The organism is Aliidiomarina iranensis, assembly GCF_003987135.1.
GTDB classification, from domain to species: Bacteria; Pseudomonadota; Gammaproteobacteria; order Enterobacterales; family Alteromonadaceae; genus Aliidiomarina; species Aliidiomarina iranensis.
Genome location: NZ_PIPJ01000001.1, coordinates 274,985 through 292,405 on the forward strand (window position 1 = coordinate 274,985; position 17,421 = coordinate 292,405).

Sequence of the window (17,421 nt, forward strand, 5' to 3'; positions counted from 1 at the left end):
CTATTTTTTTTGGGTAGTTACAGAACAGCCTACCGTGCGAAGATAAGCCTGTAGCCTACCCCTGGGTCGGTGAGAATGTAGCGGGGCGTGGTGGGGGAGTCGCCCAGCTTTTGGCGCAGATGGCTAATCACAATGCGTAGATAGTGGGTATCGTGAACATGGGTTTCCCCCCAAATCACCTTTAAGATTTGCTCTTGGGTAACGACACGGTTACGTAGCCTGGCAAGCAGAGACAGCACGGCATATTCTTTTGGTGTCAACTCGACAGGTTCGCCGTTGATAATGACCTCCCGCGAGGCGAAATTGATATAGAGATTGCCGTCGTTGATGTCCGTCACAACATCGTTCTTCTTGCGGTAATCGCGCAGGCACCCGCGCAATCGTGCGAGCAGCTCTTCAACACTGAAAGGCTTGGTCACGTAATCCTGGGCGCCATTGTCGAGACCTTTCACTTTTTCGGCGTCAGCATCGCGCACCGAAAGAATTAAAATGGGCACGTCGGTAAATTCTCTGAGCTTTAACAGCACCTCCTGACCATCAATGTCAGGTAGGCCAAGATCAAGAAGAATAGCTTCAGGCTGATGGCGGGCGGCGAGTTTGATCCCAGCGGTTCCACTGTCAGCTTCGACCACCGTATAATTCTCGCTCTGCAGCGTAATACTGAGTAAACGACGAATTTTTGCTTCGTCATCAATGATTAAGACTTGTCCGTTCATGATATCGCCTTGTTTGATTGGCTGGTGTTGGGCTGGTTTCTTTGATCTAACGGCAACCGAATAACAAAGCACGTGCCCTGGTCGGTGATACGCTTGTTGTCGACGAACACTTCACCGCCGTGCGCACCAATCATCCCCCGGCAGATGGCTAAGCCCATCCCCGTATTATTTTTCTTAGAGTCGCCGTCGGCAACTACGTAAAACATATCAAACACTTTTTCTGCGACTTCGTCCGAAATCCCGGGGCCTGAATCTTTAATTTCGATTTCCAGATACTCATGAGTCCACAGATGCTCAATACACACCGGAGCGTCAGGGGGCGAGAAGCGCGCGGCATTTTCGAGAATATTAAAAAGGCCCTGTTCTATCAATGCGCCGTGGACGTATATCGGTGCATGCTTGCCGGACACGCTGACCCGCAGTTCAATGTCAGGATAATAGCGCTTGAGTCGTTTGGTGGTGCTCGAAATGACATCATCCATCTCAACCCAGTCACGTTCAAGTTTTAGTTCGCCGTAACCCAGGCGTGTCATGTCGAGAAGGTTCTGAATGTAGTTTTCTAGCCGTTTGCTCTCACTGATAATGCCGTCGATCAGTTCTATCCGGTCATTCTCGCTGATTTGCTGAAAACGAAAGCGCAGTAATTCTGCAGACCCCATCATCGAAGATAGCGGTGACTTAAGATCGTGAGATACAGATGACAGCAAGGCGGTGCGAAGTTGCTCTACTTCCATTGATATCTTGGTGTTCTCCAGCGCGCTGGCCAGCTGAATACGCTGCAGGGCAGTACCGCACTGCTGCTGCATGGACTCGAGCAACTGTTGCTGAAACAGTGATAATTGACGTACCGAAGCCGGGACCTTGAGTACGGCTACTGCGTTAGGTCGGGACTGAGTGCCGAGTGGCAGCAAAACCTCATCGAGGGAAGACAGTGTATTTGAAAACCGTCCCGCGGTGTTGCCATTCGTAAACACCCAGTCGATGCCTGCTCGCAGCTTGTCATTGAGCTTCAGGTTTCCCTCGACACATTTCATCGCTCGGCTATTGTCACGAATGACCACTGCCGCCTCTACTTCGATCATGTTCTGACACACCCGGTGAAACGTTTCGAATACCTGCGCCTCGGTGGTGACCTTGGTGAGAGTCTCTGCGGAATCGCGGAGGGTGTCAGAGAAACGACTGGATTCGTTTAGTAGCATGAACTGGCGACGTAAGCGGGAAGCAGCGGGGCCGCTGATTAGGCCAATAAAAAGCAAGAACACCAGTGTGGCGACATCATTCTGCTCATCCACCGCAAAGGTATAAAAGGGTTCTGTAAGGAAAAAGTTGAACGCCAAGAACGCTAACAATGCCGTTGCGAGCGCTGGTCTGGAGCCGAATTTTAGTCCTGTGGTGACAATCGCCGCCACGTAAATCAGTGCGACGTTGCCAGCACCGACCACCGGCAGTATGGCTAACGCTAAGACAGTGGCTACCACGGTGAGCAATGTACCAACCAGATAACCCGGCTTTTGCCCAAGAATCGGCGTTTGTCTGAGTGTGCGGCGCGGACTCACGGACATTTGTGGGGGGTGATAAATTGACACCTCAATATTCAGGTTTGACTCAATGAGCTTGCGGTATAAAGGCTTTGACCAGACATTGAAACGCCAGCGGCGGCGGGCGCCGACGAGCACGTTACTAATGCGTTGCTCTTCCAGAAACTTCACTGCGGCGTCGTAGCTGGTGGCACCCTTTAGGGTCATGGTTTTTGCACCTAGCTCTTCAGCAAGTTCAAGATCACGACGTAACTGCATGCGCTGAGAGGTGCTTTGTGGCCTGCCCGTATCAATCCAGACCACGTACCAGGGCATATGACGACGATCAGCAATTTGCCGGCCCAGGCGCACCAGGTAGTCATGTTGAGAGTTGGCACTAATCAGTACAACCAGTTTGTCCTGAATGGTGTAGGACGGCGTCTTATCTTTTAACACCAGCTCGTCTGATAAGTTAGTATCAACCCGCACCAGAACTTCCCGAATCGCCATTTCGCGTAAGGCAATCAGGTTTTCCAGCGAAAAAAACTGCTCCAAAGCAGAGCGAGCATATTCGGGCAGATAGACTTTACCTTCCTGCAATCGCTGCACCAATCCGTCAGGTGGCAAGTCTATCAGAATAATCTCATGGGCAAGGTCAAAAATATAATCCGGCACTAGTTCTGTGACTCGCACGCCAGTGACCTGACGAACGACATCATTCAGGCTGGCCATATGCTGAATATTGACCGTGGTATACACGTCAATGCCTGCAGCGAGCAGCTCCCCAACGTCCTGGTACCTGAACTTATTGCGGCTATTTGGTATGTTGGAATGGGCAAGCTCGTCGACGATGATCAGCGCTGGCTTTTGTTGCAGTGCGGCGTCGATGTCGAACTCAGTCAGTGGCGTCCCCTGGTATTCAACCTGGCGTAGAGGCAGTTGCTGAATACCTTCAATCATGGCCTGGGTTTCTTTGCGGCCATGAGTTTCAACCACGCCCAGTGTCACCGAAATGCCCTGATTCAGACGCTCTTTCGCTGCGCTAAGCATCGCGTAGGTTTTACCTACACCTGGCGCGGCGCCCAGAAATATCGTGAGTTTGCCTGACTCTGAGGACTTCAATTTGCGCAGCAAACGCTCGGCTTTAGACTGGGCGCGCATCATTTAAAAACTCCGGGATAGATTCAACAGCCATTGGGAGCCACAGTCTGCGCCACACTGGGCAGATGACACCGAGGTGTTCACGTAGCTAATGCTGGATGACCAGCCATCGGCAAAATCACGGCTCAAAGTTAGCTGCCCGTCCCAGTAATCCCGGTCATTATTGACAGGAGCCCCAAGAAAGCTGGCGTAATCGGAAGCCGATGAAAAGCGATTATAGCCTGCGCTAATACTCAGTTGCCATCCATCATAGTCAAAGATCGGTGCTGACAGGTAAAGATACTGGTAGCTACCCACGCCTGCACCAAAATAGTTATCGCTATGATGCAGGCCAAAGGTGAACTGATAAATATCGAGGGCTGCGAAAATTTCCGCATAGTCATATTCATCGGCGCTTGCTTCCTCAGGGTAATGGTAATAGATGACACCGGTATCCAAGCTTGTGGAAGCACTGAGTTGACCACGCCAACCAAGCGTCCCATCTACTTCAAGGCTACCCTCACCAAAATTCACATTAGAAGCCCATACGCTGGCGTAGAGCCCAGATGTGTGCTCGGTAGCAAAGGTGACCTGAACAGCGGGGCCGCGGCTGGTCTGAGAAATACCACGAAAAACATAATTTGTGGTTAGCGTGGCGTCACCGGAGACTTGCCATTTACTGGTCTCAACCGCCTGAGTAGCAGAACTGAACAAGCCTGCAAGCAGCGCGATTGTGATACTTACTGTCTTAGTTTTCATTGAGTCTGTTCCTCGAAAATGTTTATTGATTATCAAGCGCAAGATTGAGCGTCAGCACGTTGACACGAGACTGACCCAGAACACCGAAAGACGGTGTCGCCGTGTGCTGCGCTACCAGCGCGGCGATATTTTCTTGTGCGAGGCCACGGGCACGCGCGATACGTGGTATCTGTAGTGCCGCCGCCTGCTCAGAAATGTGTGGGTCAACGCCAGAACCGGACATTGAAATCATGTCCACGGGGATATCAGCGAGTGCAACGCCTTCCCGCGCGCTCACTGATTGACTGAGCTGACGCGCGATCGCGCGCAGTTCCGGGTTACTCGGAGCCAGGTTGCTGCCGCCTGTGTCGGTAGGTAAATGCGCGACCGAGCTTGGCCGGGAATGAAAATACGTATCGCCCGTGAATGGCTGGGCAATTAAGGTTGAACCTCTCAGTTCGTTGTCTTGATATATCAGACTGCCGCGCGCCTGTTCAGGAAACACGCCGAGACCAGCTAAGGTCGCCACGGTGGTGTATAAACCGCCGCACAAAATTAATCCGGATAGCGCAAAGATCGCCGATTTTTTGAATTCGCCGGACATGCGCACGTTTTCCACAAAACCTGGTGAAGTGTGAGTATTCATAATGTATCTCCTAAACAATAGTAGCGAGGATCATGTCGATGAATTTAATCGCGACAAAGGGAACAACTAGGCCGCCTAAGCCGAACATCAGCATGTTGTTGCGTAGTAGCGTCTCGGCGTTAACGTTACCCATCTTGACGCCTCGGGTGGCAAGCGGTATTAGCACAGGAATAATCAGGGCATTGAAGATCAAAGCTGATAACACGGCGCTGGTGGGGCTATGGAGGTTCATGAAGTCTAAACCTGCGACCACTGGCAGGGCGCCGGCGAAGACCGCAGGGATAATCGCAAAGTATTTCGCGACATCATTGGCCAGCGAGAAGGTGGTCAGCGAGCCCCGAGTCACTAAAAGTTGCTTACCAATTTCCACCACCGAGATTAACTTGGCAGGGTCTGAGTCGAGGTCGACCATGTTACCGGCTTCTTTGGCTGCCTGTGTTCCTGAGTTCATTGCCAGACCGATATCAGCCTGGGCTAACGCTGGGGCGTCGTTGGTTCCGTCCCCGACCATGGCGACCAGCAGACCCTGGGCTTGATAGTCCTTAATCAGCGCAAGCTTGTCCTCAGGTTTGGCTTCTGCGATAAAATCATCGACACCCGCCTTAGCCGCTATGACACCCGCGGTCACTGGATTATCACCGGTAACCATCACGGTTTTTACGCCGAGACTACGTAGCTTGGTGAAGCGCTCTTTGATATCTGGTTTAATCACATCTGACAGGGCAATCACACCCAAGATTTTGGATTGGTTAGCCACGACCAGCGGGGTCGCGCCTTGCTTGGAGACACTTTCGGTAACAGGGTCCAGGTCTTTGGGAATGGCGAGATCTCTTGCTTTAGCCCAGTTGACAATGGCATCGCGCGCACCTTTCACTGAGATCTCATGCTCGGATAGCTGAATGCCCGACAAACGCGTTTCTGCGGAAAATGCAATGATCTCGTAGTCACCCTGCAGCACTGGCTTTTCAAACCGTGATTCATGTGCCAGCTTAACGATAGACTTGCCCTCAGCAGTCGAATCTTGTAGGGATGTCAGCACACTGGCGTCAACCAGCTCTTGCATTGTCGCTTTACCGACGGGGAGGAAATCAGTGGCCTGGCGGTCGCCGTATGTGATGGTGCCGGTTTTATCAAGTAACAGAACATCAATGTCACCGGCAACCTCTACCGCTTTACCTGATTTGGCAATAATGTTCGCTTTAAACGCGCGGTTCATACCGGCAATACCGATAGCAGGCAAAAGGCCACCAATCGTAGTAGGAATTAGACATACCAGTAGTGCGATCAGCATCACCATATCCAGACTGACGCCGAGGAATCCAGCCATAGGAGGTAGGGTAACCACAACCAGCAGGAACACTAACGTGAGGGCTGCAAGCAATACAGTCAGGGCGATCTCATTTGGTGTTTTCTGCCGCGAGGCACCTTCAACCAGAGCTATCATCCGGTCAAGAAAGGTTGCGCCAGGCTCGCTGGTAACCCGAATTACCAGGTTGCCGCTCAGCAGCGTGGTACCTCCGATTACACCGGAACGGTCGCCACCAGCCTCGCGGAGCACTGCGGCTGACTCACCGGTTACCGCTGACTCATTGACCGTGGCGATCCCTTCGACGATTTCTCCGTCGACCGGAATGACTTCGCCTTCCTTGACGGTAACCAGATCGTTCTTTTTCACCCTAGAGGCATCAACGAAGGTTTCCTGATCTTTGCGGATCAGTCGCGCTTTTAGCGCCGTGCGCGATTTCTTCAGGCTCTGTGCCTGGCCCTTGCCTTGCTCTTCAGCTACGGACTCTGAGTAATTTGAAAAACATAAGGTCGCAAACAGGATCAATGTCGTGGCTAACTGAAAGCCAAAATCCTGCCCGGTGACCAGACTCGTTAGGGTAAACGCAGCTGTGATTAGCGTGCTTACCCAGACCACAAACATCACTGGGTTGCGCATTGCTATGCGCGGATGCAGCTTACCCAGCGAGGTTTTTACAAGCGATAAACTTTTAGGGTTTAACATAGTTCTTACTCCACGAAAGCGTTGCCAGAGGCGATTTCAAGTCCTTCACCAATCGGGCCGATGACCGCTGATGGTAAGAAAGACAGGAAGTTAATAATCAGGATGACGGCAATCACGGTGACGCAGAACGTAGCGCCGGATAGCTTGATGGCATTCTCTTTCGCTTTGGTTTCGCGCTTGCTTGCCATCCAGCCGGCGATAGCCAGCGGCAACAGAATAGGCAGGTAACGACCAAGTATGAGCGCAACCACCGCTGTGACATTCCACCAGGGTGAGTCATCGTTGAGGCCCTCAAATCCTGAGCCGTTGTTGGCAAAGGCTGAGGTGTACTCGTAGAAGACCTGAGAAACTGCGTGAAAGCCCGGATTACTGTTTCCTGTCAGGGCAGGGAAGGCCACGGTAATCGCGGTGAGCCCCAGGATCACCATCGCGGGCAGAACAATAAGCATACCAAGCGCCTTGATTTCCTTGGTTTCGACCTTGCGCCCAAAGAGTTCTGGGGTGCGCCCAATCATCAACCCGGCGATAAAAATGGCTATCCACAGGTAGACAATAAAGTTAATAAAGCCACTGCCAATACCACCCCAGGTTGAGTTGATCAGCATGCCAGCTCTGGTCACTAAACCTGCCATCGGGTTGAGTGAATCGTGCATGGAATTCACCGAACCATTGGACGTCTGTGTGGTAAGCGTGGCCCACAGCGCAGAGGGGTCAGTGCCAAACCGCACCTCTTTACCTTCCATATTGGGGCCGGCAGCGCTGAGCCCTGCAAGTGCTGCATTCTCTTGCCGCTCGCTGTAGACGCTTGCTGCGACCATGGTGACGCTGAATGTAGCCATGACGGTAAACGCCAGAGTGCTCAGGCTTTTTCTACCGATTAGTCGCCCGGCCATGAACACAATGGCGATGGGTACTAGGATCAAAGATATCGTTTGCAGCATGTTACTGATTGGCGTGGGATTCTCGTAAGGATTGGAGCTGTTCGGACCGAAGAAACCGCCGCCGTTAGTGCCCAGCTGTTTAATGGCAACCATCGCCGAAACCGGGCCACGTGGGATTTCCTGCACTTCAAGCCCTGCTTGAGCATCGACTGGCGTTGCCATGGCGGCGCCTGAGAATGTACTAGGAACCCCTTGCGATGTGAGCAGCAAGGCGAGTAATAGCGCAAGCGGAATTAATACACGAAGGGTTCCGCGAATAACATCGGTATAGAAGTTACCAAGGTTACGGGCTTCGCCCTCTTTGGCGGTTTCGCTATTAAGACCGCCGACCATACCTCTGAGGATTGCGACGCAGGCTGCCAGACCAATCGCCGGGGTCAGAAACTGAAGGGTGACGATGAGCACACCCTGTGACAGGTACGTCAGCTGTGCCTGACCGCTGTAGTGCTGCTGGTTGGTATTGGTGAGGAATGATACCGCCGTATGTAAAGCTAAATCCCATGACAGAGGACCAATATTGTCCGGGTTCATCGGTAATAGATGCTGAAACTTCAGTACCGCGAAAGCGATAACTCCGAGCACCAGGTTGAAAAGCACGAGTGACTTGGCGTAAGCCTTCCACCCCATGCCCTGATCTGGATTAATGCCCGTTACTTTATAAATAACGCGTTCGACGGGAGAAAATACAACATCTCCCCAGTGCGGACGAGCCGAGTATACGCTCGTCATGTAATGTCCCAGAGGCCATGCGAGAAGTACTGCAAGCCCCAGAATAATGGATATTTCTAACATCACTGACTCCTAATATTTTTCAGGATTTTTAATGACATCAAGCAGATAGAGCATCAGCGCTACGGATATCAGAAGAAGTAAAATATGCATGGGTAACTCCACGTGATTGAGAACAGATATAGTATCGGTAAGAGGTGTGTAAAATCGCTAGAGCGAAAATTGGAAAGGGCGTAAAGAAGTCATAAAATCTGCGGAGGGATGAGCTGAAGGTGGTAAACAACTCTTACGGGTTCTTTATGGCAGCTTTGCGCGCGATCGAGCCCTTAGCAGACCGTTTAACTCACACCGTCATTGCAGATACGACCGACGAGCGGGCACTAAACGACCTGAACTTGCAGAGCTGTGACGGTATCATCGTCGCTATCGGTGAAGATCTGCGAGCCAACTTGATATGCCCCCTTAATTTGATCATCCTTTCATCAAGATTATGCGATCATTGAAAATTGAGCGAATATTGAACTTTACTATTGGATAGCTAACGTAGAGTAGAACAAAGGTCAAAAACCGTAGTATCAAATATCCGAGCAAAAATATTTTGTCACGGATTTGTCACGTATGTGGCACAGGCTAATTTGAGGATGGTTTGAGTGATTTGGGGTAAATGTCATCAGTGAGTTGAATGTGAGCGCAGCTCATACAAAATAGAGTAATGGGGTTATAGGGGGGTATGTTTGGAAGCCTTTGATGGCGCGCCCGAGAGGATTGATTTGCGCCATCCATGGCGCTCACCCTGCGGGCGCACTCGCGATGCTCGCGCGTCCAAAATGGCTTCCTGCCATTTTGTCGAACCTGAAGAGGTTCTCACCTACGAACACACAAACATAAAAAAACCACCGCGAGGGTGGTTTTCTTATGTTGGCGCGCCCGAGAGGATTCGAACCTCTGACCTCTGCCTCCGGAGGGCAGCGCTCTATCCAGCTGAGCTACGGGCGCATAATTGGTGCTTGTTGAGCAGGCGGGGATTTTAGGGAATTTCGGTGCTTATGTCCAGTGGTGTGGGGAATTAATCTAATTTATCCTAGATTGGTAAGAATCATTGCGTAAACTGGATTTAGTGTTAAATTGTGGCTTCTGTAATTTAATTTTGAGAATTTAGCTTGAGTGCCAAAGAAGCGGGTAAGCAGGCTCGTGAAGAGCCTGGGATTATTCCTCGATCGTCAGTAACACACTCTTACACGGGCTCGCTTCGGGCTGTGGTAAATGTTGCTGCGTGGGCTTTATTTGGCTTTTTTTTGGTGATTTGTGTTGGATTGTGGAATCGCTCGGTTACTGCGAGCCAGCATGAGTTGAAGCACTCAGTGGAAATGCTTGAGCAGGGAATTAAATCCTATTTTGCGAGCACTGAGTTATTTTTGGATACAGTTGGTAACGACCTTGTTTATAACGGCCTTTTTTCGGATAGAGCGCAAGCGCATCGGCATTTACAGCGAATTACTAAGCGTCAGGAAAATGTGCGAGGCCTTGCGTTTATAACGCCCGACGGTGAGTTTTGGGTTACGGATTTCGCACCATTAGATGAATCTTTACCTTCGTTGCTTGATACGGAGCTCGCTGCTGCTGATTTTGCAGAATTTTCAAGCAATCCCAAGTTTCATATGGGCAGACCCTACTATTTTGAGTTTTTCGACACTTGGATTATCCCTGTTCGAGCACCTATTTTTTCTGAAAGCGGTGAGTTTTTAGGATTCATGGCAATGGGGATAGAGCTTTTGGAAGGGCTTCCATTATGGTCGAATATTGTAATTCCCGCCGGTATTCAAGTTTCCCTTATTCGCTCAGATAACTATTTAGCTTACTTACATCCATTATTGCTTGAGCACACGGCAGATTCGTTATCGAGCGTTTATAATGCAAAAATATCTCAGGAACTTCAGGTGCTCATGGGTGAACCGGAAGGTGTTTATCAATATCAACGGTATCGATTGCATGATTCTGGTACTGAGCAAACTTATGCCTACCTGAAGCCGCTCAACGATTATGAACTTACGGTAATCGCGGTGCGAAATCGAACACAGGTTGTTTCTGATTGGTTTGATAGTTTAATCATTCCGTTTGCAGTACTTTTCGCTGCTTTTCTTGCGCTTTGGTTTGCAGCACGGCGAGCGCGCTTTTTTCTGGAAAACGCAGAACAGGAAATTCATGATAAGCAGGGAGCTCTGCTCCACAGCCTCGAGCAATATGGAAAACTAACCGCACTCACTCCAGCTGGTGTTTATCAGATCAAGGTACACGAAGATGGCACTCGGGAATTCATTTATTTAAGCCAGCGGGCTCGCGATTTGTTTGCTATACCACTCACCTTACCGCTTGCTGATGCCCTTGAACATGTAGTTGCATGTACCCACCCGGAAGACATTGAGAGCTTTGTGGTGGCGGAAGAAGAGGCAGTTAAAAATAGGCATACTTTGCACTGGGAAGGGCGATTTATTGTTCGCAATAAAGTGATTTGGGTGGCTATTGAATCAGAGCCTGGTGAACCAGGCGACTTAGCAGAAGTTTGGCATGGTGTGATGTTAGATGTTACCAAGCGAAGAGAAACGCAAGAGCAAATAGAAGAGCTTGCGTATTATGATGTGCTCACCCACCTACCTAACCGAACGCTCCTGCAAAAAAGATTACAAAAGAGCATTTGGGCTGCCCGCTATAAAAAACAATATTCAACTGTGCTATCAGTTGATTTAGATAACTTTAAAATATTGAATGATAGCTTGGGCCATGAAGAGGGCGATCGCGCTTTGTTATTGGTGGCGCAACGGTTGATGGGCTTGGTTAAAGAAGAAGATACGGTTGCACGAATGTCGGCAGATGAGTTTATTATTCTGCTAACTGGTTTGGGTACCTCTGAAGGTAATGCAATTGCTCGTACTCAGGATTTTATTAGCCAATTAAATATTCAGATGCAAAATCCGTTGGCACTGGCAGGCGGCTCTTATTTGTTAACGGCAAGTGTTGGTATAGCACTGGTTGGCCCGCAATCAGAAAATATAGAATTTGTATTACAACAAGCTGATCAGGCCATGTATGAAGCGAAAGATGCAGGCCGCAACACAAGTGTGTTCTTTGATGATGATTTGCAAACCCGATTAAATACACGTTTGGAAATGCAACGTGAATTACATCGCGGTATTGTTGAAAACGAGCTTGAATTATTTTACCAAACAAAAGTAAATTGCCAGCAAACTTGCGTGGGAGTAGAGGCCTTGGTGCGCTGGTTTCATCCCGTCAAGGGCATGATTAGCCCTGTTGATTTTATCTCCATAGCGGAGCAATCCGGTGATATTCTTCTGCTTGGTAAATGGGTAATGCACACCGCGTGCGAAACCCTGGTTGCTTGGTCGAATGATCCTATACGTTCTGATTGGACCATGTCAGTAAATGTTTCTGTAAGGCAGCTCAAAGCAGATAACTTTGTTGCCGAGGTAACCCAGTGCTTACAAGATACCGGTGCGCCGGCAAATAAACTAATTCTGGAAATAACCGAATCAATGCTGCTCGGCAATACCGAATCGATTATCGTGAAAATGCAGGCACTGAGAAGTATAGGCGTGCGTTTTGCGCTCGATGACTTTGGTACCGGCTATTCAAACTTGAGTTACCTGCAGCGGCTGCCCCTTGATCAGCTGAAAATTGATCGGTCATTTGTGTCTACCAATCAAGATCAAGCAACCGCAGGTTTGGCGCAACCACAGCTCACGCAAAGTATTATTTCACTCGGCAAGACCTTGGGCTTAATCGTGGTTGCTGAGGGGGTAGAAACGAAAGCGCAATTTGAAGCCTTAACTAGCCAAGGCTGTGATATTTTCCAAGGTTTTCATTTCAGCCAACCAACACGTTTAAACGCACTTCCGCAGCCGAACAAGAAATAACCCTCGCATAACTCGGTGCCCTTGCTATGCAACGGTTTATTCCTGCACTTTGTCGGCTTTTGCTTGCGTAAAAACCAGTTTTTTTGCACTCTAACCTTCGATTTTTTTGCAACATGGGATGTAACTAATGAAAACTCTGAGCTGTTTTGCAGCAGCATTGATGCTGTTGGCGGCGCCTGTGGCGGCTTCCGCGGAATATCTACAAACAAAAACGAATTTTACTGAACGTGCAAGTGAAAGTGCAGAAACACTTGTAGTTTTGGTGCCTTCAGATACCCAAGAATTGAGCTTGGCTAATTGGAGCAATGAAACGGCCGCGCAGGTAAACCGCGCCATGCAAGTGCGTGAATTTGATGGCAGCGCGAAACAGCAGTTGGAAATCATTGCCCCTGTAGGCCTTCCGGTTGAGCGCTTGGTATTGATGGGTGTGGGTAGTGCTGCGGAATTACCGCGTGTTGATGCGGAAGAAATGGGTGCGGCTTTAGCGAACCACGTAAACGGTACCAAAGCAGGAATGATTCAGGTGGATACGCGCCTTATCACTGATGCTACTGAGAATAGCCGTGTTACTGCTGCTATGGCCCATGGCGTTGATTTAAGAAACTATCGTTTTGATCGTTTCAAGAGCGAGCCGGAACCTCGCCCAAGCCAAGTTTTTGAATGGTTGGTTGCTGATGCCAATACAGCTGAGGCGCATTATGCAACGAAACGCAGCCTCGCCGATGGTGTGTTTTTAGCACGGGAACTAGTAAATTTACCCGGTAGCACAGGCTACCCAGCCGCATTCGCGGAAATGGCTCGAGAAGCCTTAGAACCACTGGGTATTGAAGTGACCATTTTAGGCCCAGAGCAAATCTTAGAATTGGGCATGGGTTCCTTATATGGCGTGAGCCAGGGTAGCCAGCACAAAGCTCACTTACTGGTAGCGCATTGGAAGGGTAGTGATGATCAACCAATTGCCTTAGTAGGAAAGGGAAATACGTTCGATACTGGCGGTTATAATTTAAAAACTTCCTCGGCCTCTATTCGCGCAATGACCACCGATAAGGCTGGGGCTGCTGCTGTGATTGGCGCAGTGGCTGCATTAGCGGCAGAGCAAGCACCGATTAATGTAGTGGCAGTTGCACCGTTATCACACAATTTGATTTCTGGCGAAGCGCAGTTACCAGGTGATGTAGTAACCACGGGCTCTGGCTCTACTATCGAAGTTGCAAACACGGATGCAGAGGGCCGATTAATATTGGCCGATGGCATTTGGTATGCCCGTGAACATTTTAACCCACGTGTAATTGCCGATATTGCTACCTTAACAGGGGCTAAAGTGGGCGCATTAGGCACCGATTACTCAGCGATTTTCAGCGAGCAGGACGACATTATTCGCACCTTACGCCAAGCTGGTGAGAATACTAACGAGTTAGTGTGGCAGCTTCCGTTAGGCCCTTATGCGAACATTGTTAGCAGCGATATCGCTGATCTACGGAACACGGGTTCGCCCGGTGCTCAGGCTGGCGCACGCTTATTACAGCACTTTGCTGGTGATACCCCATGGGTTCACATTGATATGGCGGGCAACGCAAGAGTACAAAGTGCTACCGGTATTCACCCGCAAGGCGCAACAGGTTACGGTGTGCGCTTACTTACTGAGTGGGTAAAAATCTACGCTGCTGAGTAAACCCGGTAAATACATGTGAAACCTCACATTATGCTTGAAATAATGTATTATCAAAGCCTCGGTTATCCGGGGCTTTTTTATAAAACTTCGGTTTGCAAAGTTATGTGGAGAGCATCATGAGTAAAGAAGTAAGCGAAGGGTGTGTGCGCGTTGAAGAAAAAATGGCACCTTTTACCAATCAAGTAACCACATATAATCACCGTTGGTTAGCCGATGAACCAGAATCAGTAGGCGGCGCCGATGAGGGCCCTGCGCCAATGGAAATGGTGATGGCTGGTTTAGGTGCCTGCACTTCCATGACCTTACGTATGTACGCTGCCCGCAAAGAGTGGCCACTTGAGAAGGTAACGGTGGATCTGCGGCATGAAAAAGGCAATGAGGGCAACGAGGCAATTTCCCGAAGTATCAAACTTGAAGGAAACCTCTCGGATGAGCAGCGTGAACGGCTGCTGGAAATCGCCAATAAATGCCCTGTTCATAAAACATTGTTAAACACTGATTTAGAAATCCCCACCGAATTAAAATAACCATGTTGTTGAGAGTTTAAAAAATAGGACGAACCATGAGTTTATTACCTTGCGTAGAAGTTGAACCGAAGGAATCCGCCAATGCAGCAGTGATCTGGTTGCATGGCTTAGGTGCCGATGGCCACGATTTTGAGCCTGTTGTGCCGCATATTCAGTTTGCAGCAGGTGTAAACACGCGGTTTATTTTTCCGCATGCACCGCGTATTCCGGTTACTGTGAATGGTGGCATGCAAATGCCAGCTTGGTACGATATTTTAGAAATGTCGATCGAGCGTAGTGTTGATGAAACGCAACTGCGTGCATCGGCCGCTTCTACGATTGCGCTTATTGAACGCGAGATAGAACGTGGCATTCCGGCCGAACGAATTGTGTTAGCCGGCTTCTCTCAAGGTGGTGCCGTGGCTTATGAAGCTGCACTTAGCTACAACCAAAAGCTGGCAGGTGTAATGTGCCTTTCCACCTATCTAGCAACCAAAGATTCCGTGCAATGTAGCGAAGCGCAGAAAACAACGCCGATGTTGATTCAGCATGGTACTCAAGATCCAATTGTACCTGTTCAGCTTGGTGAGCAGGCAAAATCTTGGTTAACCGAGCGCGGGTATCCCGTTACCTATCAAACCTACCCAATGGCACATCAAGTTTGTGCAGAGCAGCTACAACACATCAGCCAATTTATGCAAAAAGTATTGCCTTAGTAGTGCGCTTTTACAATGGCATGTAAGGCTATGGGAACAATTAAAAAAGCTGAACGTAACAATAATAGAGGAAGCTAACATGCAATTACGCTCAATTATCCGCTTTTTCGCGCTACTCGTTTTAGTGCTTGGCGGCACGGTTCATGTTGCGAGTGCACAGAACGCGAATAGTGCACCCGAAGCCATGCAGCATCTCGCTGCGGAAGATATTTTTGCGCTTCAGCACGCCAATGATGTGCAAGTGAGCCCAAACGGTGAGTACATTGTGTATGTGCGCCACAGCAACGATATCATGCATGATTCTACTCGCCGCAGTTTATGGTTAGTGGATATTGCCAGTGGCACACAAAGCCCGTTATTTGCCCATGAACATCAATACAGCAGCCCGCGCTGGTCGCCCGATGGCAAGCGCATTGCTTTTATTTCCAATCAATCTGGCAGCTCGCAAATTCATGTGCATTGGTTAGCAGAAAACAAAACCGCCACTGTTTCGGATCTCCGTAATAGCCCGAGTAGCTTAACTTGGGCTCCGAATGGAAAGCACATTGCGTTTAGTATGGAAGTGTTAGCACCATCTACGCCGTTCGCTCAGAGTGTCTACCGGCCGAAACGTCCAGAAGGCGCGAACTGGGCAGAACCCGCGATTATCTCTGAACGAGCTTATTATCAGGCTGATGGCCGCGGATTCTTAGAGAGTGCTTATCGGCACATCTTCGTGGTTAGCGCTGAGGGCGGTACAGCACGCCAGCTCACCGCGGGGAATTATAATCATGGTGGTAGGTTAGCTTGGTTGCCTGATAGCAGCGCAATTGTATTTTCAGCGAATCGCCGTGATGATTGGGAATATCAATCACTTGAAGCAAACCTATATCAAGTTGATGTAATCGATGGGCACTTAACCGAACTAACTAACGAAAGTGGCCGGCAAACTTCACCGGTATTTTCTCCCGATGGCACTCATTTAGCGTTCTTACATACTTCTGGTGAGAGAAAACCTTACCGCAATGCCAAGTTACGGGTTATGAGTTGGCGGAGTAAGGAAGTAACAGAGTTATTAACCGATTTCGATCGCTCGGTGGAATCACCTGCTTGGATGAGTGCCAGCGCGATAGCTTTTCAATATGCTGATCGCGGCCGGTTAAAATTAGCAAGTGTTGCGTTGAATGGGAGCACTATTACTGATTTAACCAGCGATGTTGGCACCGGCAGCAATGGCCGCCCGTATTTGGGTGGTATGTTTAGCGCCGCCAGTAACGGCGTGTTGGCATTTACCCATGGTAACGCTGGGCAAATGGGCAATGTAGGCGTGTGGCAAAGTGGCAGTGTAGAGGTGCTTACAGAGCTAAATCATGATTTATTTAGCCAGCGTAGTTTGGGTAAAGTGCACGAAATCAATTATCGCTCGAGCTTAGATAACGTTGAAATTCAAGGTTGGTATATTACGCCGCCGAACTTCGATCCGGAAAAAGAATATCCGTTGTTAGTAGAAATTCATGGTGGCCCACATTTGGCGTACGGGCCATACTTTGCGGCTGAACTGCAGCGTTATGCCGCCGAAGGTTATGTGGTTTTCTACAATAACTATCGGGGAAGTAGCTCCTATGGTGAAGATTTCGCCATGTTGCTAGATGGTAAATATTCATCACCAGATGATTTTGCTGATCATATGTCGGGCGTTGATGCCATGCTCGAAAAGGGTTTTATTGATGAACAAAACCTATTTATTACCGGTGGTTCTGCTGGTGGTATCGCAACGGCTTACGCCGTGGGCTTAACGGATCGCTTTAACGCTGCAGTGGCTACGAATCCAGTGATTAACTGGGTATCAAAGGTGCTAACAGCGGATAGCTACTTGGGGCAGGTGGCGAACCAGTTTCCCGGTATGCCGTGGGATGAACTTGAGCATTATTGGCAACGCTCGCCGCTTTCGTTGGTGGCAAATGTAACCACACCAACATTGATGTTTGTTGGCGAGGATGACCGGCGGACGCCGCTTTCAGATAGCCAACAGTTCTATCAAGCTCTGCAATTAAAGGGTGTCGATACGGCGTTAGTGCGAGTGCCGGGTGCTTCCCATGGGGTTTCGAGCCGGCCTTCGCGCATGATCATGAAAATTGAGCATGCGCTGGCTTGGTTCGAGCAGTATAAACAATAGCCTTTGCC

General features: G+C 49.5%; 13 protein-coding genes and 1 tRNA gene. 6 read left to right on the top strand and 8 right to left on the bottom strand.

Going from position 1 to position 17,421, the window contains the following annotated elements; all coding sequences use genetic code 11:
* Nucleotides 1–29 precede the first annotated feature (29 nt).
* The 7 genes from CWE08_RS01255 to CWE08_RS12450 are packed head-to-tail and all read right to left on the bottom strand — an operon-like array spanning nucleotide 30 to nucleotide 8,588.
* Nucleotides 30–716, bottom strand: coding sequence for a response regulator transcription factor (locus tag CWE08_RS01255; protein ID WP_126764850.1), 687 nt, complete (start codon nucleotides 714–716; stop codon nucleotides 30–32).
* Nucleotides 713–3,397 carry a sensor histidine kinase gene (locus CWE08_RS01260; RefSeq protein ID WP_126764856.1) on the bottom strand — a complete coding sequence of 895 codons (2,685 nt, stop codon included), beginning with the start codon at nucleotides 3,395–3,397 and terminating at the stop codon, nucleotides 713–715. Before CWE08_RS01260 ends, CWE08_RS01255 begins: the two co-directional genes overlap by 4 nt.
* The gene (locus tag CWE08_RS01265) at nucleotides 3,398–4,132 is read right to left on the bottom strand and encodes a TorF family putative porin (RefSeq protein WP_126764858.1); all 735 of its coding nucleotides are present in this window, start codon (nucleotides 4,130–4,132) and stop codon (nucleotides 3,398–3,400) included. It lies immediately after the preceding gene.
* A 22-nt stretch (nucleotides 4,133–4,154) separates the two neighbouring features.
* Nucleotides 4,155–4,757: a potassium-transporting ATPase subunit KdpC gene (gene kdpC / locus CWE08_RS01270; protein ID WP_241973801.1), complete on the bottom strand. Its 603-nt coding sequence runs from the start codon at nucleotides 4,755–4,757 to the stop codon at nucleotides 4,155–4,157.
* 10 nt (nucleotides 4,758–4,767) lie between these two features.
* Complete coding sequence (kdpB, locus tag CWE08_RS01275) at nucleotides 4,768–6,765, bottom strand: potassium-transporting ATPase subunit KdpB (RefSeq protein WP_126764860.1); 1,998 nt, start codon at nucleotides 6,763–6,765, stop codon at nucleotides 4,768–4,770.
* Between the two features lie 5 nt (nucleotides 6,766–6,770).
* Complete coding sequence (gene kdpA / locus CWE08_RS01280) at nucleotides 6,771–8,498, bottom strand: potassium-transporting ATPase subunit KdpA (protein ID WP_126764861.1); 1,728 nt, start codon at nucleotides 8,496–8,498, stop codon at nucleotides 6,771–6,773.
* 9 nt (nucleotides 8,499–8,507) lie between these two features.
* Nucleotides 8,508–8,588, bottom strand: a complete 81-nt coding sequence (locus CWE08_RS12450; protein ID WP_420837069.1) for a potassium-transporting ATPase subunit F — start codon at nucleotides 8,586–8,588, stop codon at nucleotides 8,508–8,510.
* A 146-nt stretch (nucleotides 8,589–8,734) separates the two neighbouring features.
* On the opposite strand from CWE08_RS12450, the gene CWE08_RS01290 reads away from it, so the two are divergent.
* Nucleotides 8,735–8,938 carry an NAD-binding protein gene (locus CWE08_RS01290; RefSeq protein WP_126764863.1) on the top strand — a complete coding sequence of 68 codons (204 nt, stop codon included), beginning with the start codon at nucleotides 8,735–8,737 and terminating at the stop codon, nucleotides 8,936–8,938.
* Nucleotides 8,939–9,354: 416 nt separating this feature from the next.
* Here the strand turns inward: CWE08_RS01290 and CWE08_RS01295 are convergent.
* Nucleotides 9,355–9,431: transfer RNA gene (locus CWE08_RS01295), tRNA-Arg, on the bottom strand.
* Between the two features lie 164 nt (nucleotides 9,432–9,595).
* Here CWE08_RS01295 and CWE08_RS01300 point away from each other — a divergent pair.
* From CWE08_RS01300 to CWE08_RS01320, 5 genes are all read left to right on the top strand, one after another.
* Entirely contained in the window at nucleotides 9,596–12,364 is a 2,769-nt protein-coding gene (locus CWE08_RS01300) for a bifunctional diguanylate cyclase/phosphodiesterase (RefSeq protein WP_126764864.1), read from the top strand.
* Nucleotides 12,365–12,491: 127 nt separating this feature from the next.
* The gene (locus tag CWE08_RS01305; RefSeq protein WP_126764865.1) at nucleotides 12,492–14,036 is read left to right on the top strand and encodes a leucyl aminopeptidase family protein; all 1,545 of its coding nucleotides are present in this window, start codon (nucleotides 12,492–12,494) and stop codon (nucleotides 14,034–14,036) included.
* Nucleotides 14,037–14,152: 116 nt separating this feature from the next.
* The gene (locus tag CWE08_RS01310) at nucleotides 14,153–14,563 is read left to right on the top strand and encodes an OsmC family protein (RefSeq protein ID WP_126764866.1); all 411 of its coding nucleotides are present in this window, start codon (nucleotides 14,153–14,155) and stop codon (nucleotides 14,561–14,563) included.
* Between the two features lie 35 nt (nucleotides 14,564–14,598).
* A complete protein-coding gene (locus CWE08_RS01315; protein WP_126764867.1) occupies nucleotides 14,599–15,258 on the top strand; it encodes an alpha/beta hydrolase in 660 nt (219 codons plus the stop codon).
* 79 nt (nucleotides 15,259–15,337) lie between these two features.
* Nucleotides 15,338–17,413, top strand: a complete 2,076-nt coding sequence (locus tag CWE08_RS01320) for an alpha/beta hydrolase family protein (RefSeq protein ID WP_126764868.1) — start codon at nucleotides 15,338–15,340, stop codon at nucleotides 17,411–17,413.
* The last annotated feature ends 8 nt before the right edge of the window (nucleotides 17,414–17,421 follow it).

Coding starts and splice junctions, on each gene's coding strand:
- CWE08_RS01305 (WP_126764865.1), top strand. CDS start 12,492: ATGAAAACTCTGAGCTGTTTTGCAGCAGCATTGATGCTGTTGGCGGCG.
- CWE08_RS01260 (WP_126764856.1), bottom strand. CDS start 3,397: ATGATGCGCGCCCAGTCTAAAGCCGAGCGTTTGCTGCGCAAATTGAAG.
- kdpC (WP_241973801.1), bottom strand. CDS start 4,757: ATGAATACTCACACTTCACCAGGTTTTGTGGAAAACGTGCGCATGTCC.
- CWE08_RS01290 (WP_126764863.1), top strand. CDS start 8,735: ATGGCAGCTTTGCGCGCGATCGAGCCCTTAGCAGACCGTTTAACTCAC.
- kdpB (WP_126764860.1), bottom strand. CDS start 6,765: ATGTTAAACCCTAAAAGTTTATCGCTTGTAAAAACCTCGCTGGGTAAG.
- kdpA (WP_126764861.1), bottom strand. CDS start 8,498: ATGTTAGAAATATCCATTATTCTGGGGCTTGCAGTACTTCTCGCATGG.
- CWE08_RS12450 (WP_420837069.1), bottom strand. CDS start 8,588: ATGCATATTTTACTTCTTCTGATATCCGTAGCGCTGATGCTCTATCTG.
- CWE08_RS01265 (WP_126764858.1), bottom strand. CDS start 4,132: ATGAAAACTAAGACAGTAAGTATCACAATCGCGCTGCTTGCAGGCTTG.
- CWE08_RS01310 (WP_126764866.1), top strand. CDS start 14,153: ATGAGTAAAGAAGTAAGCGAAGGGTGTGTGCGCGTTGAAGAAAAAATG.
- CWE08_RS01320 (WP_126764868.1), top strand. CDS start 15,338: ATGCAATTACGCTCAATTATCCGCTTTTTCGCGCTACTCGTTTTAGTG.
- CWE08_RS01315 (WP_126764867.1), top strand. CDS start 14,599: ATGAGTTTATTACCTTGCGTAGAAGTTGAACCGAAGGAATCCGCCAAT.
- CWE08_RS01255 (WP_126764850.1), bottom strand. CDS start 716: ATGAACGGACAAGTCTTAATCATTGATGACGAAGCAAAAATTCGTCGT.